At 71.6% G+C, this 21395-nt stretch carries 18 protein-coding genes and 1 riboswitch; of the genes, 15 read left to right on the forward strand and 3 right to left on the reverse strand.

The genetic code is table 11. The features are described from left to right. The first annotated feature begins 285 nt into the window (after positions 1 to 285). From ACFU9P_RS22055 to ACFU9P_RS22065, 3 genes are all read left to right on the forward strand, one after another. Positions 286 to 747, forward strand: coding sequence for an Lrp/AsnC family transcriptional regulator (locus tag ACFU9P_RS22055; protein ID WP_384083374.1), 462 nt, complete (start codon positions 286 to 288; stop codon positions 745 to 747). 203 nt (positions 748 to 950) lie between these two features. Continuing rightward, positions 951 to 1769 carry a carbon-nitrogen hydrolase family protein gene (locus tag ACFU9P_RS22060; RefSeq protein WP_384083377.1) on the forward strand — a complete coding sequence of 273 codons (819 nt, stop codon included), beginning with the start codon at positions 951 to 953 and terminating at the stop codon, positions 1767 to 1769. Positions 1770 to 1827: 58 nt separating this feature from the next. After that, positions 1828 to 3519 carry a flavin monoamine oxidase family protein gene (locus ACFU9P_RS22065; protein WP_384083380.1) on the forward strand — a complete coding sequence of 564 codons (1692 nt, stop codon included), beginning with the start codon at positions 1828 to 1830 and terminating at the stop codon, positions 3517 to 3519. Between the two features lie 73 nt (positions 3520 to 3592). Here ACFU9P_RS22065 and ACFU9P_RS22070 read toward each other — a convergent pair whose 3' ends face one another. Both ACFU9P_RS22070 and ACFU9P_RS22075 read right to left on the reverse strand, forming a co-directional pair. Next, positions 3593 to 4522: an LLM class F420-dependent oxidoreductase gene (locus tag ACFU9P_RS22070; RefSeq protein WP_384083383.1), complete on the reverse strand. Its 930-nt coding sequence runs from the start codon at positions 4520 to 4522 to the stop codon at positions 3593 to 3595. Between the two features lie 186 nt (positions 4523 to 4708). Next, positions 4709 to 5923, reverse strand: a complete 1215-nt coding sequence (locus tag ACFU9P_RS22075; RefSeq protein WP_384083386.1) for an MFS transporter — start codon at positions 5921 to 5923, stop codon at positions 4709 to 4711. A 137-nt stretch (positions 5924 to 6060) separates the two neighbouring features. Here ACFU9P_RS22075 and ACFU9P_RS22080 point away from each other — a divergent pair, with 137 nt between their 5' ends. The 11 genes from ACFU9P_RS22080 (at position 6061) to ACFU9P_RS22130 (ending at position 16700) form a co-directional block, all read left to right on the forward strand. Next, positions 6061 to 7239 (forward strand): ROK family transcriptional regulator, encoded by a 1179-nt coding sequence (locus ACFU9P_RS22080; protein WP_384083389.1) that lies wholly within the window; start codon positions 6061 to 6063, stop codon positions 7237 to 7239. A gap of 86 nt (positions 7240 to 7325) precedes the next feature. Further along, positions 7326 to 7456, forward strand: a riboswitch (FMN riboswitch). Between the two features lie 182 nt (positions 7457 to 7638). Next, positions 7639 to 8784, forward strand: coding sequence for a bifunctional diaminohydroxyphosphoribosylaminopyrimidine deaminase/5-amino-6-(5-phosphoribosylamino)uracil reductase RibD (gene ribD / locus ACFU9P_RS22085; RefSeq protein WP_384083512.1), 1146 nt, complete (start codon positions 7639 to 7641; stop codon positions 8782 to 8784). Further along, positions 8785 to 9447 (forward strand): riboflavin synthase, encoded by a 663-nt coding sequence (locus tag ACFU9P_RS22090; protein ID WP_384083392.1) that lies wholly within the window; start codon positions 8785 to 8787, stop codon positions 9445 to 9447. Next, positions 9444 to 10094, forward strand: coding sequence for a nicotinamide riboside transporter PnuC (locus ACFU9P_RS22095; protein WP_384083395.1), 651 nt, complete (start codon positions 9444 to 9446; stop codon positions 10092 to 10094). The genes ACFU9P_RS22090 and ACFU9P_RS22095 overlap by 4 nt, the downstream gene beginning before the upstream one ends. Then, positions 10091 to 11407 (forward strand): bifunctional 3,4-dihydroxy-2-butanone-4-phosphate synthase/GTP cyclohydrolase II, encoded by a 1317-nt coding sequence (locus ACFU9P_RS22100; RefSeq protein ID WP_376385210.1) that lies wholly within the window; start codon positions 10091 to 10093, stop codon positions 11405 to 11407. Before ACFU9P_RS22095 ends, ACFU9P_RS22100 begins: the two co-directional genes overlap by 4 nt. Before the next feature lie 64 nt (positions 11408 to 11471). Continuing rightward, positions 11472 to 11957, forward strand: a complete 486-nt coding sequence (gene ribH / locus ACFU9P_RS22105) for a 6,7-dimethyl-8-ribityllumazine synthase (RefSeq protein ID WP_376385212.1) — start codon at positions 11472 to 11474, stop codon at positions 11955 to 11957. Positions 11958 to 11991: 34 nt separating this feature from the next. Beyond that, a complete protein-coding gene (locus ACFU9P_RS22110) occupies positions 11992 to 12264 on the forward strand; it encodes a phosphoribosyl-ATP diphosphatase (protein ID WP_046501288.1) in 273 nt (90 codons plus the stop codon). A gap of 92 nt (positions 12265 to 12356) precedes the next feature. Continuing rightward, positions 12357 to 13205: an ATP phosphoribosyltransferase gene (hisG, locus tag ACFU9P_RS22115; RefSeq protein WP_376385215.1), complete on the forward strand. Its 849-nt coding sequence runs from the start codon at positions 12357 to 12359 to the stop codon at positions 13203 to 13205. Positions 13206 to 13341: 136 nt separating this feature from the next. Further along, positions 13342 to 13815: a PH domain-containing protein gene (locus ACFU9P_RS22120; protein WP_384083401.1), complete on the forward strand. Its 474-nt coding sequence runs from the start codon at positions 13342 to 13344 to the stop codon at positions 13813 to 13815. A gap of 243 nt (positions 13816 to 14058) precedes the next feature. Beyond that, positions 14059 to 15603 (forward strand): hemolysin family protein, encoded by a 1545-nt coding sequence (locus tag ACFU9P_RS22125; RefSeq protein WP_384083404.1) that lies wholly within the window; start codon positions 14059 to 14061, stop codon positions 15601 to 15603. Continuing rightward, positions 15600 to 16700: a hemolysin family protein gene (locus ACFU9P_RS22130; protein WP_384083407.1), complete on the forward strand. Its 1101-nt coding sequence runs from the start codon at positions 15600 to 15602 to the stop codon at positions 16698 to 16700. Before ACFU9P_RS22125 ends, ACFU9P_RS22130 begins: the two co-directional genes overlap by 4 nt. 73 nt (positions 16701 to 16773) lie before the next feature. Here ACFU9P_RS22130 and ACFU9P_RS22135 read toward each other — a convergent pair whose 3' ends face one another. Then, positions 16774 to 17571 (reverse strand): GPP34 family phosphoprotein, encoded by a 798-nt coding sequence (locus ACFU9P_RS22135; protein WP_384083410.1) that lies wholly within the window; start codon positions 17569 to 17571, stop codon positions 16774 to 16776. Between the two features lie 451 nt (positions 17572 to 18022). Between ACFU9P_RS22135 and ACFU9P_RS22140 the strand changes: the two genes are divergently transcribed. After that, a complete protein-coding gene (locus ACFU9P_RS22140) occupies positions 18023 to 21340 on the forward strand; it encodes a S8 family serine peptidase (protein ID WP_384083412.1) in 3318 nt (1105 codons plus the stop codon). Positions 21341 to 21395: the final 55 nt, after the last annotated feature.

Genomic DNA, 21395 nt, shown 5'->3' on the forward strand with positions numbered 1-21395 from the left:
TGTTAGGGGGGGGGAGGAGGGGGGGGGGGGGGGGGGGGGGGGGGTGGGGGGGGGGGGGGGGGGGGGGGGGGGGGGGGGGGGGGGGGGGGGGGGGGGGGGGGAAAAAAAAGACGCCCCCCCCCCCCTCCGCCATCTGTACGAGCCGGACCAGGCCGGACGATGCCCCAGGCCCCGGACGCCCCTGGCGCGTCCGGGGACGGCCGGGGCCGTGTTCTACTTCCCGTACGGACAGGGCCTGACCCCGCCGTGCCCGACCGGTCATCGCAGAGAAGTGAACCACCAGCCGTGCGACTCAATGATCTCGACGAACGCATCGTCCACGCCCTCGCCGAGGACGCCCGCCGCTCCTACGCCGACATCGGCTCGCTCGTCGGCCTGTCCGCCCCCGCGGTGAAGCGGCGGGTCGACCGGCTGCGGGCCGGGGGAGCGATCACCGGCTTCACGGTACGGGTGGACCCCGCGGCGCTGGGCTGGCACACCGAGGGCTTCATCGAGCTCTACTGCCGCCGCAACACCTCGCCCGAGGCCATCCACCGGGGCCTGGAACGGCTGCCCGAGGTGGTGGCCGCGTCCACCGTCACCGGGGACGCGGACGCGATCGCACAGGTCTTCGCGGCCGATATGCGCCACTTCGAGCAGGTGCTTGAACGGATCGCGGGCCAGCCCTATGTGGAGCGTACGAAGTCGGTGCTCGTACTGTCGCCGCTGCTCAGGCGCTACTCCTCGGGCCCGCCGGACAGACCGTAGGCCGCGTCCGACACGGCCTGGCGGCCCGGCGCGGACCTGCGGAAACGGGCCGCGCAACGAATCGCCGGGACGGCCGCCGGTCACGCAATGGATCGATGGCGGGTGCGCAACGGTCGTGTCTTGTACGGGGTGCCGGCCGGACCGTACCGTCGGTGCGAACCCCGCGATCCGGGGCATCCCCTTCGTATCGTTCGAGGTCACCCATGCCGTCGCTGCGCACCGCCCTGCTCCAGACCTCCGGCCGGCCGGGCTCCGTCGCCGGGAATCTGTCGGCGCTCGACGGCGCGGCGGGCCGCGCCGCGGATGCCGGGGCCGGACTGTTGGTCTGCCCCGAGATGTTTCTGACCGGCTATGCCATCGGTGACGAGGTGCCCCGGCTGGCCGAGCCCGCCGACGGCCCGGGGGCCATGGCCGTGGCGGAGATCGCCGTACGGCACGGACTCGCGGTGCTGTACGGCTATCCGGAGCGCGAATCCGGCGAAGCGGGTGAAGCGGGCGAACGGATCTTCAATGCCGCGCAGTTGATCGGCCCAGACGGCGCGCGGCTCGCCAACTACCGCAAGACGCATCTCTTCGGCCCCTTCGAGCAGAAGTGGTTCACACCGGGGGAGCGGCCCGTCGTCCAGGCCGAGTTGGGCGGGCTGCGGCTCGGGATCGTGATCTGTTACGACGTCGAGTTCCCGGAGAGCGTCCGGGCGCACGCACTCGCGGGCACCGATCTGCTGCTGGTGCCGACCGCGCTGATGCGCCCGTACGAATTCGTCGCCGAATCCCTGGTGCCGGTACGGGCCTTCGAGAGCCAGATGTATGTCGCGTACGCCAACAGGACGGGCGAGGAAGGCGAGTTCGACTTCACCGGGCTGAGCTGTCTCGCGGGTCCCGACGGCGCCGCCGTGGCGCGCGCCGGACGCGGTGAGGAGCTGATCGTCGGCGACGTCGACCGGGGGCTGCTGGACGCCTCGCGCGAGGCCAATCCGTATCTGCGCGACCGCCGCCCGGACCTGTACACCTCACTGCTCTGACCGTTCCGCCATCCCGCTCGGCCTGTTCCGCCGTACCACCGCAAGGAGCCCGTACCCCATGACGTCCACGGTGCCCACCGCCGTCCCGCACACCGGCGAGCAGCCGCCGATCACCATGTCCGGGCCGGACTTCCCGTACGCGTACGACGACTTCCTGGCGCATCCCGCCGGGCTCGGCCAGATCCCCGCGACCGAGCACGGCGCGGAGGTCGCCGTCATCGGCGGCGGGCTCTCCGGGATCGTCACGGCGTACGAGCTGATGAAGATGGGCCTCAAGCCCGTGGTGTACGAGGCGGACCGGATCGGCGGCCGGCTCCGTACGGTCGGTTTCGACGGCTGCGACCCCGAACTGACCGCGGAAATGGGCGCCATGCGCTTCCCGCCCTCCTCCACCGCGCTCCGCCACTACATCGATCTGGTGGGCCTGGAGACCCGGCCGTTCCCCAACCCCCTGTCCGCCGTGACCCCTTCGACGGTCGTCGACCTCAAGGGCGAGTCCCACTACGCGCGGACGATCGACGATCTGCCTCAGGTCTACCGCGATGTGATGGCCGCCTGGAACGCCTGTCTGGAGGAGGGTGCCGACTTCTCCGCGATGAACCGCGCCCTGCGTGAGCGCGATGTGCCGCGCGTACGGGAGATCTGGGCGCGGCTCGTCGAGAAGCTCGACAACCAGACCTTCTACGGCTTCCTCTGCGACTCCCCGGCCTTCGCGTCCTTCCGGCACCGGGAGATCTTCGGGCAGGTCGGCTTCGGTACGGGCGGCTGGGACACCGACTTCCCCAACTCCATCCTGGAGATCCTGCGGGTCGTCTACACCGAGGCCGACGACCACCACCGCTCGATCGTCGGCGGCAGCCAGCAACTGCCGCTGCGGCTCTGGGCACATGAGCCCGCGAAGATCACCCACTGGCCGGCCGGGACCTCGCTGCGGTCGCTGCACGGCGGTGAGCCACTGCCCGCGGTGGTACGGCTGCACCGCACGGCGGGCGACCGGATCACCGTCACGGACGCCTCGGGCCGTATCCGTACCTACCGCGCGGCGGTCTTCACCGCCCAGTCCTGGCTGCTGCTGTCCAAGATCGCCTGTGACGAGTCGCTCTTCCCGATCGACCACTGGACGGCGATGGAGCGCACCCACTACATGGAGTCGTCCAAGCTGTTCGTGCCGGTGGACCGGCCGTTCTGGCTGGACAAGGACGAGCGGACCGGGCGCGACATGATGTCGATGACGCTCACCGACCGGATGACCCGGGGCACGTATCTGCTGGACAACGGCCCGGACCGGCCCGCGGTGATCTGTCTCTCGTATACGTGGTGCGACGACAGCCTCAAATGGCTGCCGCTGTCGGCGGGGGAGCGGATGGAGGTGATGCTCAACTCGCTGCGTGAGATCTATCCGGGGGTCGACATCCGCCGCCACATCATCGGCAGTCCGGTGACCGTGTCCTGGGAGAACGAGCCTTGTTTCATGGGGGCGTTCAAGGCGAATCTGCCCGGTCACTACCGCTATCAGCGGCGGCTCTTCACGCACTTCATGCAGGACCGGCTCCCGGCGGACAAGCGCGGGATCTTCCTGGCGGGCGACGACATCTCGTGGACGGCGGGATGGGCCGAGGGCGCCGTGCAGACCGCGCTCAACGCGGTGTGGGGCGTGATGAACCACTTCGGCGGCGCGACGGACGGCGGGAACCCGGGGCCGGGTGATGTGTACGACGAGATCGCGCCGGTGGAACTCCCGGAGGACTGAAGGGGCGGGCCCGGCAAGGTCCGGGAGACAGGCCCCGGGGGCGGGGCCCGTACGAGCACCCGCCCCCGTACGGTCAGACTCCGGCGGCGCGTGCCGCCACGTACACCTCGGCTGCGATGTCGGCCAGTTCGGCCGCGTCGCGCGCGGTGGTCTGGAGGTCCAGCAGGAACTCCGGCACTCCGGTCTCGGCGTGCGCCGCCAGGTCCTCGACGATCTGCGCCACGCTGCCCTGGAAGGGGCGGCGGCCCTCACCCTCGTACGGCTTGGCGCTGTACTGCGCGTTGGCGCGGGCGCAGACCGCGAGCGGCCGCTCACGGCCGCTCGCGTCGGCGGCCTCCCGTACCTTCTCCCACTGCTCGGCGAGCTGGGCGACCCCCATGGCGACGGGCATCCAGCCGTCCGCGCGCTCCACCAGCCGACGGGTGGCGCGCGGGCTGTTCGCCGGGAGGTAGACCGGGATGGGGCGGGCCGGCTTGGGACCGACCTCGGACGGGGCGATGGTGGTCAGCTCGCCCTCGTACGAGACGGGGTCCGGCCCCCAGACGGCCGCGCACACGTCCAGCAGCTCGTCCAGGACCGCCCCGCGCTTTTCGAACGGGGCGACGGCGGCTGCGGCGTACTCGTCGAGCGACCAGCCCGTGCCGAGTCCCGCGACCACCCGGCCGCCGCTCGCCGCGTCGAGCGAGGCGAGCGTACGCGCGAGCTGGAACGGTACGTGCAGGGGCGCGACCAGCACGCTGGTGCCGAGCCTGGCCCGCTCCGTGGCCGCCGCGGCCAGGGTCAGTGTGACCAGCGGGTCGGCGACACTGCGGTAGTGGTCGGGCCAGGGGAGCCCGGGAATGCCGTAGAGGCCCTGGGTCGCGGGCTCGGGGAAGAGCACACGCTCGAAGACCCACAGACTGGCGTATCCGGCCTCCTCCGCGGCGCGCGCCACGGTGGTCACATCGCGGCCGATGTCGTACTGCTTCATCTGCGGAAGACCGAGGCCGAGTTCGACCGGCATGCGTGCACTCCTTCGTGCGGACGGTGAGGTGATCCACCGTAGGGCACGGGGTGGACCCGGTTCGGGACCCGACCGCGTTCTCGGCCGCGGCCGGCCATCAGGGCCGCGGCCACGCGGCGCCCGTCGCCGGCTGAGGGTTTTGTCCTCAATCGCCGGACGGGCTGGATTCTGCGCCCCCGGCGCCCCCTACGCCTCCGGCGCCACCGTCGCCGCGCCCGCCTCCGACGCTCGTCGGTCCCCCGTCCGGAGCACCCCCGCTCCTGCCATCAGTCCGCACGCCAGCGCCGTCACCAGCCCGAACGACACCACCAGCGACGTCGCGTCGGCCACCGCGCCTATCGCTGACGGGGCGATCAGGCCCGATGTGTAGGTGATCGTCGCGACGCCCGCGATCGCCTGGCTCGGGTTCGGGCCCGAACGGCCCGCCGCCGCGAAGGCGAGTGGTACGACGACCGCGACGCCGAGCCCCAGCAGCCCGAACCCGCCCATCGCGAGGGCCGGATGGGGCGCGACGACGACCAGGAGGCCGCCGGCAGCGGCCAGGACGCCGCCCGTCCTGACCGTCCGTACCGCGCCGAAGCGGTCGATCACCTTGTCGCCCGCGAGCCGCGCCACCGCCATGGTCAGGGCGAAGGCGGTGGTCGAGGCGGCCGCGAGACCGGGCGAGGTGTCCAGTACGTCCCGGAGGTACACCGCCGACCAGTCCATGCTCGCCCCCTCCGCGAACACCGCGCAGAACCCGATCGCCCCGATGAGCAGCGCCGACTTCGGCGGCAGCGCGAACCGCGGCGGCGGGTCCTCGTCGGGCGCGCTGCGCAGGTCGAGTACGCCCTGGCACGCGATCAGCCCCAGCAGTGTGAGAACGCCCGCCGCGATCACATGGTGCAGCCGCGCGTCGGTGCCGAGGTGCGCGGCGAGCGTACCGGCGGCCGATCCGATCAGCGCGCCCGTACTCCACATGCCGTGCAGGCCGGACATGATCGACTTGTCGAGCCGGTTCTCGACCTCCACCCCGAGCGCGTTCATCGCCACGTCCGACATGCCCGCCGTCGCGCCGAACACGAACAGCACCAGGCACAGGGTGATCAGATTCGGCGCCAGCGCCGGCAGTGTCAGCGCCAGCGTCCACAGCGCGAGCAGCCCCCGCAGCGCGGTCCGTGCCCCGAAGCGGTGGCTGACCGTACCCGCGAGCGGCATCGCGACCGACGCGCCGATCGCCGGGAAGGCGAGCGCGAGACCGAGCTGCCCCGCACTGACCCCGGCGTGGTCCTGGATCCAGGGGATCCGGGTGGCGAAGCTGCCGGTGACCGCCCCATGCACACAGAAGACGGCGGCGACGGCGATCCTGGCGCGCCGCAGCCTGTCTCTGTCATAGACCGTTTCGACCGATTTAGCCGACATCCTGTTCCACCCTCCCCTGCGAGGTGCCATCCTCCGACGCACCGTGGACGCACCCTTCCGTGGTGCCGGAGTAAACTATCAGGAACCCTGCCTGATAAAAATGAATTTAGGGTCCAGCGATCTGGAAGGATTCCGGCATGGCCGCATCCCCGAGAACCGCCCGGGCCATCAACGACCGCCTCGCCCTGCGATTCCTCCAGCAGGAAGGCCCGTTGACGGCAGGACAGCTCAAGACGCTGACCGGACTCTCCCGCCCCAGCGTCGCCGATCTGGTGGAACGGCTTCAGGGCTCGGGGCTGGTACGGGTCGTGGGGGAGACCGGTGACCGGCGCCGCGGACCCAACGCCCGGCTGTACGGGATCGTCGCGGACCGCGCCCATCTCGCCGCCCTGGACGTACGGACCCACAGTGTCTCCGTCGTCGTCGCCGACCTGCTGGGCGCCACCCTCGCCGAGGCCGTCCTGCCCATCGGCAGCGACACGGCCACCGAAGCCGCCGTCGAACAGGCCGCGGCCCTGCTGGAACGAACGGCCGAGAAAGCCGGCGCGGTACGGCTGCACAGCGTCGGCATCGGCGCCCCCGGACTGGTCGATCCGGTCGCGGGCGAACTACGGGTCACCACCGGTCTGCCCGCCTGGCACCGAAGACTCGTCGCCGCCCTCCACGAGCGGCTGCCCGCCACCGTCCTGGTGGAGAACGAGACCAATCTCGCCGCACTCGCCGAACAGCGCCTGGGAGCGGCCCGCGGCCAGGACACCTTCGTCCTGCTCTGGCTCGGCCATGGCGTCGGCGCGGCCGTCATACTCGACGGCAAGCTGCGCCGGGGCGCGTCGGGCGGTGCGGGCGAGATCGGCTTCCTGCCCGTGCCCGGCACCTCGCAGCTCCCCTCCGCACTCGGCTGCGACGGCGGCTTCCACACCCTCGCGGGCTCGGCGGGCATCGCCGAACTCGCCGGGGAGTACGGCATCTCGGCGGTCGCCGCCGCCCAGGAACCGCCCGCCGCCGCCCTCGTGCGCGCCGCCGTGGACGCGCCGGGCGACAGCTCGGCCGACGCGTTTCTGCGGGTGCTCGCCGACCGGCTGGCCATCGGCGCGGCGGCGGTCAGCGCGGTGCTGGACCCCGGCTGGATCGTCCTCGCGGGCGAGGTCGGCCACGCGGGCGGCGCGGCACTGGCCGCCCGCGTCGAGGAGCGGCTGGCCGCCATGTCCCCGTTGCGTACGGAGGTCAGGGCCGGGGCGCTCGGCGGTACGGCCGTCCTGCGCGGCGCCCTGCTGACGGCCCGCGACGCCGCCCAGGACGACCTCTTCGCGCCCTGAACCTCAGGGGCAGCGTGTGAGCCAGCCCACAGATATCACCCGGATGGCCGACGATCAGGCGTGGCACACTGGTCGCGTACCAGAAGCAGCGCACTCCGGGGTCGGTGCAATTCCGAACCGGCGGTTACAGTCCGCGACCCGTCCGCAGCCAGCGGCCGGTTGACCAGGTGAAATTCCTGGACCGACGGTGAAAGTCCGGATGGGAGGCAGTGCGCGGCGGGCCGTCACCGGTACGCCGCCGTCGATGGGTCGTCCTTGGACGATCCGTTTCTTCGGCCTCGGCGTCCCCGTGTGCGTTCCCGCTTCTCTGTCGTCATCGACAGGCCCCGGAGTCCGTGCCCGAAGAGGCAGGAGGACCCGGTGGCCACCCAGGCCGAGACCGTGACCGACGCGGACGCCATGCGCCGGGCCATCGCGCTCGCCGCCCGCGGACTCGGATCGACCAGCCCCAACCCGGTTGTCGGATGTGTGATCCTCGACGCCGCCGGACACCTCGCCGGCGAGGGATTCCACCGCCGCGCCGGCGGGCCGCACGCCGAGATCCACGCCCTGCGCGCCGCCGGCGAACGGGCCCGGGGCGGCACGGCGTACGTCACGCTCGAACCCTGCGACCACACCGGCCGTACCGGACCCTGCTCCCGCGCGCTCATCGACGCCGGTGTCGCCCGGGTCAGTTACGCGGTCGCCGATCCCAACCCCAAGGCCACCGGCGGCGCGCACACCCTGCGCGCGGCCGGGGTCACCGTCGATCAGGGGCTGCTCGCGGCGGAGGCCGAGGAAGGCAACACCGCCTGGCTCACCTCCGTACGGCGGGGCCGCCCCCATGTCCTGTGGAAGTACGCGGCCACCCTCGACGGCCGGATCGCCGCCGCCGACTCCACCAGCCGCTGGATCACCTCCGCCGAGGCCCGCGCCGATGTCCACCGGCTGCGCGCCGAGGCCGACGCGGTCGTCGTCGGCTCGGGCACCGCGCGTACCGACGATCCGCATCTCGCGGTACGGGGTGTCGAGGGCGCCGTACAGCCGCTGCGCGTGGTGGTGGACACCGAGGCCACCGCCGTACGGCCCGGCGCCCGGATCCTGGACGGCAGCGCGCCGACTCTGATCGCCGTGGCCGAGGACGCCGATCTGAGCGGGCGCGGCCATCTCACCGATGTCGTAAGGCTGCCCAGGGCCGGCCGGGGTCTGGACATCCCGGCCCTGCTGGGGGCGCTGTACGAGCGGGGCGTCCGCTCCGTACTCCTCGAAGGCGGCCCGGTCCTGGCCGGCTCCTTCGTCGCCGCCGGAGCCGTCGACAAGGTCGTCGCATATCTCGCGCCCGTCCTCCTCGGCGCGGGCCCCGCCGCCCTCGCGGACGCCGGAATCACCACCCTCGCCGGGGCGTTGCGACTCCGGATGACGGAGACCGTACGGATCGGCGCGGATCTGCGGATCACCGCCGTCCCGGAAGCCGCCGAAGCCGCGGCGCCCGCGCCCGTACCCGCGGAAGCGGCGGTCGCACCCGCACCTGTACCCGTATCAGCCACCACCACGAAGGAGCGTTGAGTGTTCACCGGAATCGTCGAAGAACTGGGTGAGGTCACTGCCGTCGAGAACCTCGGCGACTCCTCACGCTTCCGCCTCCGCGGACCCGTCGTCACCGAGAACGCCAAGCACGGCGACTCGATCGCCGTCAACGGGGTCTGCCTCACGGTCGTGGACCTCGGCGACGGCGAGTTCACCGCGGATGTGATGGCCGAGACACTCGACCGCTCCAGCCTCGGCGCGCTGGAGCCGGGCTCCCGGGTCAATCTGGAGCGGCCCATGGCGGTCGGCGGCCGGCTCGGCGGGCATATCGTCCAGGGCCATGTGGACGGCACCGGCAGCATCGTCGAGCGCAAGACGTCCGAGCACTGGGAGATCGTCAAGATCTCGCTGCCCGCCCAACTGACCCGCTACGTCGTGGAGAAGGGCTCGATCACCGTCGACGGCGTCAGCCTGACGGTCGTCGACGCCGGGCCCGACTACTTCACCATCAGCCTCATCCCCACCACCCTCGCGCTGACGACCCTCGGCATCAAGGGCCCCGGCGACCCGGTCAACCTCGAAGTCGATGTGATCGCGAAGTACGTCGAGCGGCTGCTCGGAGCGGGAGCCGATCCCGGTATCGCGACCGGTGCCGGTGCCGGTGCCGGTGCTGGTACGGGAGCCGGGGAGCCCGTCCTGTGAGCGCCCTGTCATGGCTGAACGGGGAGGCCTTCACCGCCGTCGGCCAGCACATCCTCTGGTCCGACATGATCGGCAACACCATCGGGCTGGCCGCGCTCGCCCTCGGCTGGCGGCGCTCGATCTGGACCTGGCCCGCCCAGTTGCTGTCCGGCGCCATCCTCGTCGGCGCCTATGCCTCCGCCCAGCTCAGCGGCGGTGTCGGCAAGCAGCTCCTGGTCATCGGGGTCGCGCTGTGGGGCTGGCGCCAGTGGCAGCGCGGCAGCAGGCAGGCCCAGGACGGCTCGATCGCCGTACGGTTCGCCAGCTGGCCCGAGCGCGGAGTGCTCCTCGGCGGTACGGCGGTGGGCACCCTCGCCGTCGGCGGACTGTTCGTCGCCGTCCCCGAACTGTCCTGGAACCCCTGGCCCGACGCGTACATCTTCGTCGGCACCCTCGCCGCGATGGTCGCCCAGGCGCGCGGACTGGTCGAGTTCTGGTTCGCCTGGCTGCTCGTCGACATCGTCGGCGTACCGCTCGCGTTCAGCAGCGGACTCGCCTTCTCCGGTTTCGTCTACCTGAACTACCTCGTCCTCGTCCTCTGGGGAATGCGCGACTGGTGGCTGCGCTCCCGCGCCGGCGCCCCGTCCCTGGAAGGAGCAGCAGCATGACATCCTCCGCCTCACCCACCGCCGCCCCGGACATCACCTGGTACTCGACGGACAACGCCGAGGACCTCTCCCTCGACCCCGTCGAGCAGGCCATCGCCGACATAGCGGCCGGCCGGCCCGTCGTAGTCGTGGACGACGAGGACCGCGAGAACGAGGGCGACCTCGTCATCGCGGCCGAGATGGCCACCCCCGAGATCGTCGCCTTCATGATGAGCGAGTGCCGCGGACTGATCTGCGCCCCGATGGAGGGCGCGGAGCTGGACCGGCTCCAACTGCCGCAGATGGTCGATCACAACACCGAGTCGATGCGCACGGCCTTCACGGTCTCCGTCGACGCGGCGCCCGCCCATGGCGTCACCACCGGGATCTCCGCCGCCGACCGCGCCACCACCCTGCGGCTGCTGGCCGCGGGCGACACGGAGCCCGGCGAATTCGTCAGGCCGGGCCATGTCTTCCCGCTCCGCGCCAAGCCCGGCGGAGTACTCGTACGGAACGGGCACACCGAGGCGGCCGTCGATCTGGCCAGGCTCGCGGGGCTGCGCCCGGCCGGGGCGATCGTGGAGATCGCCGGTGAGGACGGGGTGATGCTGCGGCTGCCCGAGCTGATCCCGTTCGCGCGCAAGCACGGCCTGACGATCATCTCGATCGAGGACCTGGTCGCCTACCGCCGCACCTCCGAGCCGGACGTACGCCGCGAGGCCGAGGTCCGGCTGCCCACCGCCTTCGGCGAGTTCAGGGCGTACGGCTACCGCTCCACGGCCGACGGCGTCGAGCATGTGGCGCTCGTCCACGGGGACATCGGGGACGGCGAGGACGTACTCGTACGGGTCCACTCGGAGTGCCTCACCGGCGATATCTTCGCCTCGCTGCGCTGCGACTGCGGACCCCAGCTCCAGGCCTCCATGGAACGCGTCACCGAGGCCGGGCGCGGCGTCATCGTCTATCTGCGCGGCCATGAGGGCCGCGGCATCGGGCTGCTCTCCAAGCTGCGCGCGTACGAACTCCAGGAGCGCGGTCACGACACCCTCGACGCCAATCTGGAACTCGGTCTGCCCGCCGACGCCCGCGACTACGCGGCGGGCGCGCGGATCCTCGACGACCTCGGCGTCCACAGCCTCCGCCTGATGACCAACAACCCCGACAAGACGGCCGCGCTGGTACGGCACGGGCTCCGGGTCACCGGGCGCGAACCGATGCCCGTACAGGCGGGCGAGCACAACCTCCGCTATCTGCGCACCAAGCGCGACCGGATGGGCCACGACCTGCCGTGGCTGGACCCGGCGGCGGGCGCGTCCGCCTGCGGCAATCAGTAACAGCCGCAATCAGTAACGGCTCCACACACAACAGATCAAGACGACAACAGCTTCAAGGAGAGACGTGAGCGGCAAGGGCGCACCCGAACTGAGTGTGAAGAACTGCGAAGACCTCCGGGTCGCGGTGATCGCGGCACAGTGGCACGAGAAGATCATGGACGGTCTCGTCGACGGCGCCCTGCGCGCCCTCGGGGAACTCGGCATCGACGAGCCGACCCTGCTGCGCGTCCCCGGCAGCTTCGAACTGCCGGTCGCCGCCAAGGCGCTGGCCGGGCGCGGTTACGACGCGGTCGTCGCCCTCGGTGTCGTCATCCGGGGCGGCACCCCCCACTTCGACTATGTGTGCCAGGGCGTCACCCAGGGGCTCACCCAGGTCTCGGTCGACACCGGAGTGCCGGTCGGCTTCGGCGTACTGACCTGCGACACCGAGGAACAGGCACTGGACCGGGCCGGACTGGAGGGCTCGCACGAGGACAAGGGCCATGAGGCGGTCACCGCCGCGGTCGCGACCGCGGCCGGCCTGCGGAGCCTCGCCGAACCCTGGCGCTGACCCCCCGACCGGGCCGCGTAAAGTGACACTCACCATGTCCAAGAAGACGTTCGAGGAGCTCTTCACCGAGCTTCAGCAGAAGGCCGCCACCGGCGACCCCGCGACCTCCCGTACCGCCGAGCTGGTGGACAAGGGCGTCCATGCCATCGGCAAGAAGGTCGTCGAAGAGGCGGCCGAGGTGTGGATGGCCGCCGAGTACGAGGGCAAGGAAGCCGCCGCGGAGGAGATCTCGCAGCTCCTCTACCACGTCCAGGTGATGATGGTCGCGCGCGGGATCTCCCTCGACGACGTCTACGCCCATCTCTGAGCCGGGCACTCCCGGCCGGCACAGCCTCGTACCTCCCGCACCCGCCCCCGCTCGTACAGCATCAGCCCCCTCGTACAAAGGAAGCCGTCCTCATGCTGCGCATCGCCGTCCCCAACAAGGGTTCACTGTCCGGGCCTGCGTCGGCGATGCTCCATGAGGCCGGCTACCAGCAGCGCAAGGAGTCGAAGGAACTCGTCCTGGTCGACCCGGACAACCAGGTCGAGTTCTTCTACCTCCGCCCCCGCGACATCGCGATCTATGTGAGTTCAGGCCGGCTCGACATCGGCATCACCGGACGCGATCTGCTGCTGGACTCCGGCGCCAGTGCGGAGGAGATCCTTCCGCTCGGCTTCGCACGCTCCACCTTCCGGTACGCGACCAAGCCGGGCACGGCGGCCGGAGTCGAGGAGTTCGGCGGGATGACGGTGGCCACCTCGTACGAGGGCATCGTCGCCAAGCACCTCGCGGACCACGGCGTCGACGCCTCGGTCGTCCACCTCGACGGCGCGGTCGAGACCGCCATCGAACTGGGGGTCGCCCAGGTCATCGCCGATGTGGTGGAGACCGGCACCTCGCTGCGGAACGCGGGCCTCGAAGTCATCGGCGAGCCGATCATGACCTCCGAGGCGATCGTCGTCCGGCGTACCGGCGCGGACACCGATGAGCCCAAGGTCCAGCAGTTCCTGCGCAGGCTCCAGGGCGTCCTGGTGGCCCGCTCGTACGTGATGATGGACTACGACTGCCGCGCCGAGGACCTGGAGCGCGCCGTCGCCCTCACCCCGGGCCTGGAGTCGCCGACCGTGTCCCCGCTGCACAACGAGGGCTGGGTCGCCGTCCGTGCGATGGTGCCGGCCAAGGAGGCGCAGCGGATCATGGACGATCTGTACGAGATCGGCGCCCGTGCCATCCTGACGACGGCCATTCACGCCTGCCGCCTCTGACGCCACTCCGCCGCGAACCCGAAAAGACCGAGAGCCGATGCCCGCGCCCCAGCCCGACCCGTCCGACCCCTCTGATCCTTCCAGCTCTTCCAGCCCTTCCGGCCCCGGCGGTTCGCCCGACTCGTCCGGCCCATCGGTGGCGATTCCACCGCAGCCGGGGCCGCCGCGGTCCGACGCGCCCGCCCTGCCGGTGACCTTCCGGCCGACCAGGACCCGGATCGTCCTGCTGACCGTCGGCGTGGTCATGTTCGCTGTGATCACGGCCGTCGCCCTGGTGCTGGAGAAGCTGGGGCCGGGGGAGCGGGTCAGCTTCATCTTCACCGCGCTGCTCTTCCTCGGTGTCCTCGCCATCCTCAGCCGCCCCAAGGTCGTCGCCGACGAAACCGGGGTGACCGTGGTCAATCTCACCCGGACGCGCCGCCTGGAGTGGGCCGAGATCCTCCGGGTCAATCTGCGGCCCGGCGACCCCTGGGTCTTTCTCGATCTGAGCGACGGCAGCAGCCTGCCCGTACTGGGCATCCAGCCAGGTGTCGCCAAGGCGCACGCCATCCGGGACGCGCGCGCCCTGCGCGCCCTGACCGAAACCCATGGCACCGGTACGGAGTCGTAGCCGCGAGCCCGACCGGGCGTCCATGGGGGCGCCGCCGTCGCGTACGGCACTGCCCCGACCCGCCCACTCTTGATTACTCTTGTGCCGGTGGCGCCGAGTGCGCCCCGCCCCGCATCCAACGGCCGCGGCCGGCAATGGCCGAGACCGGCCCGTGGGGCACCTGCGACCCGAGGAGTGACTCCCTCCAGCAATGGACGGATCGTCCGGTAGTACCTGCGCCGCCCCCTTCGACGAGGCGGCGGCATGACCATCCCCCTTCTGCTGCTCGCCGCAGCGTTCCTTCTGATCCTCGCCAACGGGTTCTTCGTGGCCGCCGAGTTCGGCCTGGTCACGGTGGACCGCCCCGACGCCGAGCGCGCCGCCGCCGAGGGCGACCGCCGCGCCCGTACGGTCGTCAGATCCCTGCGGGAGCTGTCCTTCCAGCTCTCCGGCACCCAGCTCGGCATCACCATCACCTCCCTCGTCGTGGGCATGCTGGCCGAGCCGGCGCTCGCCCAGTTGCTCGACGGGCCGCTCTCCGCGACCGGACTGCCCGAAGGGGCCGTCTCCGGGGTGGCGGTGGTGATCGGGATGCTGCTCGCCTCCGCCGTCCAGATGGTGATCGGCGAACTCGTCCCCAAGAACTGGGCGGTCTCCAGGCCGCTCCAGGTCGCGCGGTTCGTGGCGGGCCCGCAGTACATCTTCGCCACCGTGTTCCGGCCGGTGATCTCCCTGCTCAACACCGTCGCCAACCAGCTGGTCCGGCTGCTGGGCGTGGAGCCGACCGAGGAGCTGGCATCGGCCCGTACCCCCGGTGAACTCGTCTCGCTGGCCCGCCACTCCGCCCGCGCGGGCACCCTCGAACAGGACACCGCGGACCTGTTCGTACGGACCCTCTCGCTCGGCCGGCTCACCGCGCAGCATGTGATGACGCCCCGGGTGAAGGTCAGCGCCCTCCAGTCCGACGCCACCGCTGCCGATGTCCTCAACCTCACCCGGGCCACCGGTCTCTCGCGCTTTCCGGTCTACCGGGAGCGCATCGACGAGATCGTCGGCATGGTGCATCTCAAGGACGCGCTCGCCGTGCCGGTACGGGAGCGGCTGCGCACCCCGGCGGGCCGGATCGCCGTACCGGCGCTGCTGGTGCCCGAGACCCTGCCCGTACAGCAGCTCCTCGAACGGCTGCGCAGCGAGCAGCCCATAGCCGTGGTGGTGGACGAGTACGGCGGTACGGCCGGAGTCGTCACCCTGGAGGACATCATCGAGGAGCTGGTCGGCGAGGTGCGCGACGAGCACGACGCCGAGGGCGACGGACGGCCCGAACTGGCGCCGGTCGCGGCCGAGGACGGCCGCCCGGCCTGGGACGCGGACGGCAGCGCCCGGGTCCTCACCCTGCGGCGGATCGGACTCGACGTACCCGACGGTCCGTACGAGACCCTGGCGGGGCTGGTCGCCGATCTGCTGGGGCGGATCCCGGCCCCCGGCGACAAGGCGGAACTGCCCGGCTGGCGGCTGTCGGTACGCCAGGTCGACCACTACCGGGCGGAGCGGGTCAGGCTGGTACGCACCACCGGCACCCCGCCCGGCGCGGTGGCAGGCGGTCCGGACGAGGCAGCGGCCTGCGAACCGGACAGAACGGCGGTCGGTGCCACCCACCTGACCGCGGCGGACGGTCCGCCCGGCGGGACGGCCGACGTGCCCGATGAAGTACCGGCCGGCGGCACCCCCGTCACCACGGCGGATGCCCTGCCGGAAACCGCGCCCGGTATACCGGCCGGCGCCCCCGCGATGGCGGAGGGCGCCCGATGAGCGCCCTGCAACTCGTCTTCGCCCTGCTGCTGGTCCTGGCCAACGGCTTCTTCGTCGGCGCGGAGTTCGCCCTCGTCTCCGTACGCCGCAGCCAGATCGAACCGCATGCCGCGCGCGGCTCGGCCCGCGCCCGCCAGGTGCTGCACGGCCTGGAGAATCTGCCGCAGATGATGGCGGCCGCGCAGTTCGGTATCACCGTCTGCTCCCTGACGCTCGGCGCGGTCGCGGAACCGACCGTGGCGCGGCTGCTGGAGCCCCTCTTCCACGCGGTCCATATGCCCGAGGGCCTGATCCATCCCGTGGGCTATGTGATCGCCCTGGCGCTGGTCGTCTCACTGCATCTGGTCATCGGTGAGATGGTTCCCAAGAACCTCGCCATGGCCGCGCCGGAGAAGACCGCGCTCTGGTTCAGCCCCGGTCTGGTCGGCTTCGCCCGGCTCTGCCGTCCGGTCACCGCCGGGCTCGGCGCCTGTGCGCGGCTGGTGCTGCGGGCCTTCCGGGTCGAGCCCAAGGACGAGGTGGAGGCGGTCTTCACAAGTGAGCAGCTCAACAGGCTCGTCGAGGACTCGGGCCAGGCGGGACTGCTCGAACCGGAGGCGCAGGAACGGCTGGAGGACGCCCTCGAACTGGGCAGCCGCCCGGTCACCGATGTGCTGATTCCGCACGCCTCCCTCGTGACGGTCACTCCCGCGGTGACTCCGCGCCAGATCGAGGAGCTGACCGTACGGACCGGTTACTCGCGCTTTCCGGTGTGCGCGGAGAGCGGCGGGGTCTTCATGGGCTATCTGCATGTGAAGGACGTCCTCGACCTGGAGGCCGGGGAGCGGGCCGTACCGCAGCATGTGTGGTGGCCGATGGCGACGCTGCGGGCCGAACTCCCGCTGGACGACGCGCTCACCGTGATGCGCCGCGCGGCCACGCATCTCGCGCAGGTCGCGGACGCGTCCGGGCGGGTGCTCGGACTGGTGGCGCTGGAGGACGTACTGGAAATGCTGGTGGGGGAGGTACGGGACCCCTCCCACCGGGAGCGTGTACCCGGGGCACCCAAGGTCGGCGAACAGCGCGCGGACCAGGCGGGCCAGGTCCTGACCCGCTGACAGCACCCCCTCGCCCGGCGTCCGCCTTCCGGCCGCCGGGCGAGGTCATGAGGTCCTGGAGTCCGGCGCGCGTTCAGTCGGCCTGCCGCGCCTTCCAGTCGGCTTCTCTGGCGGCGCTCACGGCGGCGCCGATCGGATGGCCCTCGGTGATCTGCTCGATACGGTTGCGGAGGGCGTGATGCTCGGGGCCCGGGTAGAAGCGCGTGGTGAGGCCGGCGGCCCCGACCAGGGCGACCAGACAGACCGCGCGCGGGGACGGCGCGCCGGGCCCGGCTCCGTACACGACCGCGCGGACCGCCTCGTCGATCCCGGCCGCGGACCGCCGGGCGTCCTCGGGGGACACGACGCTCCAGGTGGTACGGGGAACGATGCCCAGAACGCGGCGCCGGTGGGAGCTCAGCAGTCCACGGGCCTCCAACGCCTCCAGATAGCGCGGTTCGATGTCACGGAATCCGGGCCAGCCGCTGATCCAGCCCTGGAGCTCCAACCTCGTCGACGCGGCGGAGATGCCGATGCGTGCCCCCGCGATCAGGCGGGACACGACGCCACGGGGCAGTTCGGGGCGCAGAGCGTCCAGGCTCTCCCGTGGGCCGACGAGCCTGGTCTGCCCGGTGTTCGGCTGGCCGCGTCTTATGTAACTCACGAATTGCTCGGAGATGGAGTCGATGACCGGCTCTCCCAGCGTGACCGGTCGCAGTTCGACGATCCGCAGTTTTTCGATGGTGATCGCGCCGCACAGCTCCAGTTCGGCGAAGACGGCTCCGGACAGGACCCGGTTGAAGAACTCGGGACGGCTGATCACCCCGGTTCCCGGATCCGTGCAGGCCAGCAGAAGTTCCTCGGGCAGAGTGCGGAACGGCCGGTCGTACATCGCGATACTCCCTGGTCGCGGTACTGAACGCTTCGGACTACACATGACAACGCCCGCGCCGGGCACCGCGGTTGCGCTTCGCTCCCCTCCGGTACGGTTCCGTCGCTTTCGTCACCTGTCCGGTACGGCACAGATTTCGAAGGCCCGTTCCGCGGTACGGAACGGGCCTTCCGGGTGTCCGTCGCACCCTGGCGCCATATTTTCCGTAAAGGGTCTATACCAATCGCGCTCACCTGCCCTCGTATGCGTGTAATCGGCCGATTGACTGGCCGATCGGGGCGCTCTTAGCGTGTCCGCGCCAAGGGTGGGACACCGGCCCGGGGCACCTTCGTCCGGGGCGCACCAGGCTGCCCCGGCTGGGCAAGGGGGCACGTTGCGGACAGCACCACGCAGCACACGCAGCACACGGAGACCAGGAAGCACAACCGCCGCCGCCTTCCTCGCGGGAGCGGTGGCGCTCGCCATGGCGGCCACGGCCACCGCGGGTACGGCGGCGGCCCGCCCGGCCCCGGATTCCGCACAGGGACAGGTCACGCGGGCCGGGCAGGCCGCGTCGGAGACCGCGTCCAAGACCGCGGACGCCGGAGCCTCGCGCGAGATCACCCTGATCACCGGTGACCGGGTCCTCGTCGACGCGCGCGGAAAGACCGTCGGACTGCGCCCCGCCCCGGGACGCGCCTCTGTGCCGGTCCAGATGCGCGAGGTCAAGGGCCACTCGTACGTACTCCCGGCCGACGCCGCCGGGCTGATCGCCACCGACAAACTCGACATCCGGCTCTTCGACGTCACCGAGCTGAGCCGCCCCGAATACCGGACGCTCACCGGCGACGGCGTGCCGCTGATCGTCGCGTACGCCCCCGGCGTGAAGGCGCGTCAATCGGCGCGCGAGGGGCTGCGGGAGCAGGCCGGTACGACCGTACGCGCCGAGATCGGTGCCGTGAGCAGCGAGGCGCTGACCGTACGGGGGAGCGCGGCGGCCGGGGTGTGGGGCTCGCTGACCGCGCGCTCCGAACGGGGCCTGCGGCTCGCCCCCGGGGTCCGTTCCGTACGGCTCGACGGCCTGCTCAGGACAACCCTCGACGTCAGCGTCCCGCAGATCGGCGCACCGAGCGCCTGGGCCGCCGGATACGACGGCAAGGGCGTGAAGGTCGCCGTCCTGGACACCGGGATCGACACCGGCCACCCGGATCTGGCGGGCCAGGTCGTCGCCGGCAAGAACTTCACCTCGGCCGACACCACCGACATCATGGACCGCTACGGTCACGGCACCCATGTCGCCTCGATCCTCGCCGGGACCGGTGCCCAGTCCAAGGGCACCTACAAGGGCGTCGCCCCCGCCGCACAGCTCCTCATCGGCAAGGTGGCGAACGACCGGGGCGCGGCCACCGAGTCCTCGATCATGTCCGGCATGGAGTGGGCGGTCGAGGAGGGCGCGAAGGTCGTCAACCTCTCCATCGGCGGCCCCGACACCCCCGGAGTCGACCCGGTCGAGGAGACCGTCAACAGGCTCTCGGACCGGGCCCTGTTCGTGATCGCGGCCGGCAACTCCGGGCCCGGCGCCTCCACCGTGGGCACCCCGGGCACCGCCGACGCCGCGCTCACCGTCGGCGCCGTCGACAAGCAGGACGTGCTCGCCGACTTCTCCTCGCGCGGCCCGCGTGTCGGCGACGGCGCCCTCAAGCCCGACATCACCGCGCCGGGCGTCGCCATCACGGCGGCCGCCGCCAAGGGCAGTGTCATCGACCAGAATCCGGGCATACCGCACCCCGCGCCCGGCTACCTCACCATCGACGGCACCTCCATGGCCACCCCGCATGTGGCCGGCGCGGCGGCGCTCCTCGCCCAGCAGCACCCCGACTGGGACGGCCCCCGGATCAAGGCCGCGCTGGTCGGCTCCGCGAAGCCCGGCCCGTACGGCGCGGTCGAACAGGGCAGCGGCCGGGTCGACTCGGCCCACGCCCTCACCCAGAGCGTGGTCACCGAGCCCGCCTCGCTGAGCTTCGGCGCCCCGGCCTGGCCGCACGACGACGACCAGCCCATCACCAGGACCCTGACCTACCGCAACACCGGCGCCGTGCCGCTCACCCTCGATCTCGCGGCGACCGCCACAGACCCGACCGGCGCGGACGCTCCCCCCGGCTTCTTCACCCTCGGGGCCTCGCAGGTCACCGTCCCGGCCGGCGGCACCGCGTCCGTCGACATCACCGCCGACCCGACGCTCGGCGGCGACACCGAAGGTGTCTACAGCCTCGCCGTCACCGCGACCGGCGACGGCCGGAGCGTCCGTACCGCGGGCGCGCTGAACCGCGAGGGCGAGATGTACAACCTCACCCTCAAGGCCACCGCCCGCGACGGCTCCGCACCGGCGGACGGCGACTGGACGGCGTTCATCTACGACCTGGGCGCGCAGACCATGGTCAGGGTGTCCGGCGACGAGGGCTCGGCCCAGGTCCGGCTACCGCGCGGCATCTACACGATCCTCGGCGAGATCCCGCTGCTCAGCCCCGACCTCGTCTACATCGGGGACGACTGGGTCGCCGCGCCCCGGCTCGACCTGACACAGGACACCGAGCTGGCGGTCGACGCGCGCGCCACCGAGCTGATCGACATGACACCGCCGGATCCGGACGCCTCGTACCAGATCGGCTTCCTGACGATCTCGCCGAAGGAGGCGCCGGGCCCGATCATGCTCTACATGGGCCATCTGCCGGAGGGCTTCCGCACCCAGCAGGTCGGCCCCGCGCCCAAGCCCGGCTCGGTCAGTTCGTATCTGATCTCCACCTGGGCGGGCGACGGGACGGACTATCTGCTCGCCGACACCCTTGAGGACGGCTTCTACACCGGTCACACCCAGCACACCAAGGCGAAGGACCTGGCGAAGGTCACAGTCAACGCGGGCGGTTCCGTCACCGGCGGACGCTGGGCCCAGATCTCCTCGACGCCCGACTTCCCGACCTCCCCGCCGACCACCTTCGCGGATCTGGCGACCACGACCACCACCTACCTCCAGGGCGGGTACGCCTGGCAGCGGACCTTCCAGCAGCAGCGCGGCGGGGCGGCCGAGGTCCGGTACACCGAACCGTCCCGGGTCTACCGCGGCGGCAAGTCGTACACCGAGGACTTCAACACCGCGGTCTTCGGACCCGCGCTCGTCGAGGGCGGCGGACTGACGCGTGACGGCGACCGGCTCACCGGTGCGGTACGGCCGTTCGCCGACGGCGCCGGACACGACGGGACGAGTCTGTACGACACGGCCACCGCGTCCACCACGCTGTACCGCAACGGCAAGGAGTACGCCACGGCCGGCGGCATCCTCGACACGGTCGGCTTCGACCTGCCGAAGGAGCGGGCCACGTACCGGCTGGTCACCACCGTCAGCCGGGCCACCACGGGCGTCTCGGCGGTGTCCACAGAGGTGACCTGGTCGGCCGAGTTCACCTCGGGACACACCACGGAGCCCACCGCGCTGCCCGCGAGCGTGGTGCGCTACACGCCCCGGCTCGGATTGGACGCCCGGGCCGTGGCGGGCGCCGCACAGAGCGTCCCGGTCACCGTCCAGGGCTCGGCGTCCGGCCGGAACCTCAAGGCGCTGACGGTGTACGTCTCGTACGACCGCGGTACGACCTGGTCGAAGACGGCGGTGCGCGACGGGCGGGTCAAGGTGGTGAACCCGGCGGCGGGCGGCTCGGTCTCCTTCAAGGCCGAGGTCAGGGACCGCGCGGGCAACGCCTTCTCACAGACCGTGCTGGACGCGTATCTCACGAAGTAGCGCGCTTCTGTACGACCTGTACGACCGTGCCGTCCGTCCCCGTACAGGGGGCGGG

The organism is Streptomyces sp. NPDC057617 (assembly GCF_042800555.1).
Taxonomy (GTDB): domain Bacteria; phylum Actinomycetota; class Actinomycetes; order Streptomycetales; family Streptomycetaceae; genus Streptomyces.

Excerpts from the sequence above, each read along its gene's own strand:
- ACFU9P_RS22065 (WP_384083380.1), top strand. The coding sequence starts at position 1,828 with ATGACGTCCACGGTGCCCACCGCCGTCCCGCACACCGGCGAGCAGCCG.
- ACFU9P_RS22080 (WP_384083389.1), top strand. The coding sequence starts at position 6,061 with ATGGCCGCATCCCCGAGAACCGCCCGGGCCATCAACGACCGCCTCGCC.
- ACFU9P_RS22070 (WP_384083383.1), bottom strand. The coding sequence starts at position 4,522 with ATGCCGGTCGAACTCGGCCTCGGTCTTCCGCAGATGAAGCAGTACGAC.
- ACFU9P_RS22130 (WP_384083407.1), top strand. The coding sequence starts at position 15,600 with ATGAGCGCCCTGCAACTCGTCTTCGCCCTGCTGCTGGTCCTGGCCAAC.
- hisG (WP_376385215.1), top strand. The coding sequence starts at position 12,357 with ATGCTGCGCATCGCCGTCCCCAACAAGGGTTCACTGTCCGGGCCTGCG.
- ACFU9P_RS22135 (WP_384083410.1), bottom strand. The coding sequence starts at position 17,571 with ATGTACGACCGGCCGTTCCGCACTCTGCCCGAGGAACTTCTGCTGGCC.
- ribD (WP_384083512.1), top strand. The coding sequence starts at position 7,639 with ATGCGCCGGGCCATCGCGCTCGCCGCCCGCGGACTCGGATCGACCAGC.
- ACFU9P_RS22125 (WP_384083404.1), top strand. The coding sequence starts at position 14,059 with ATGACCATCCCCCTTCTGCTGCTCGCCGCAGCGTTCCTTCTGATCCTC.
- ACFU9P_RS22075 (WP_384083386.1), bottom strand. The coding sequence starts at position 5,923 with ATGTCGGCTAAATCGGTCGAAACGGTCTATGACAGAGACAGGCTGCGG.
- ACFU9P_RS22060 (WP_384083377.1), top strand. The coding sequence starts at position 951 with ATGCCGTCGCTGCGCACCGCCCTGCTCCAGACCTCCGGCCGGCCGGGC.
- ACFU9P_RS22100 (WP_376385210.1), top strand. The coding sequence starts at position 10,091 with ATGACATCCTCCGCCTCACCCACCGCCGCCCCGGACATCACCTGGTAC.
- ACFU9P_RS22110 (WP_046501288.1), top strand. The coding sequence starts at position 11,992 with ATGTCCAAGAAGACGTTCGAGGAGCTCTTCACCGAGCTTCAGCAGAAG.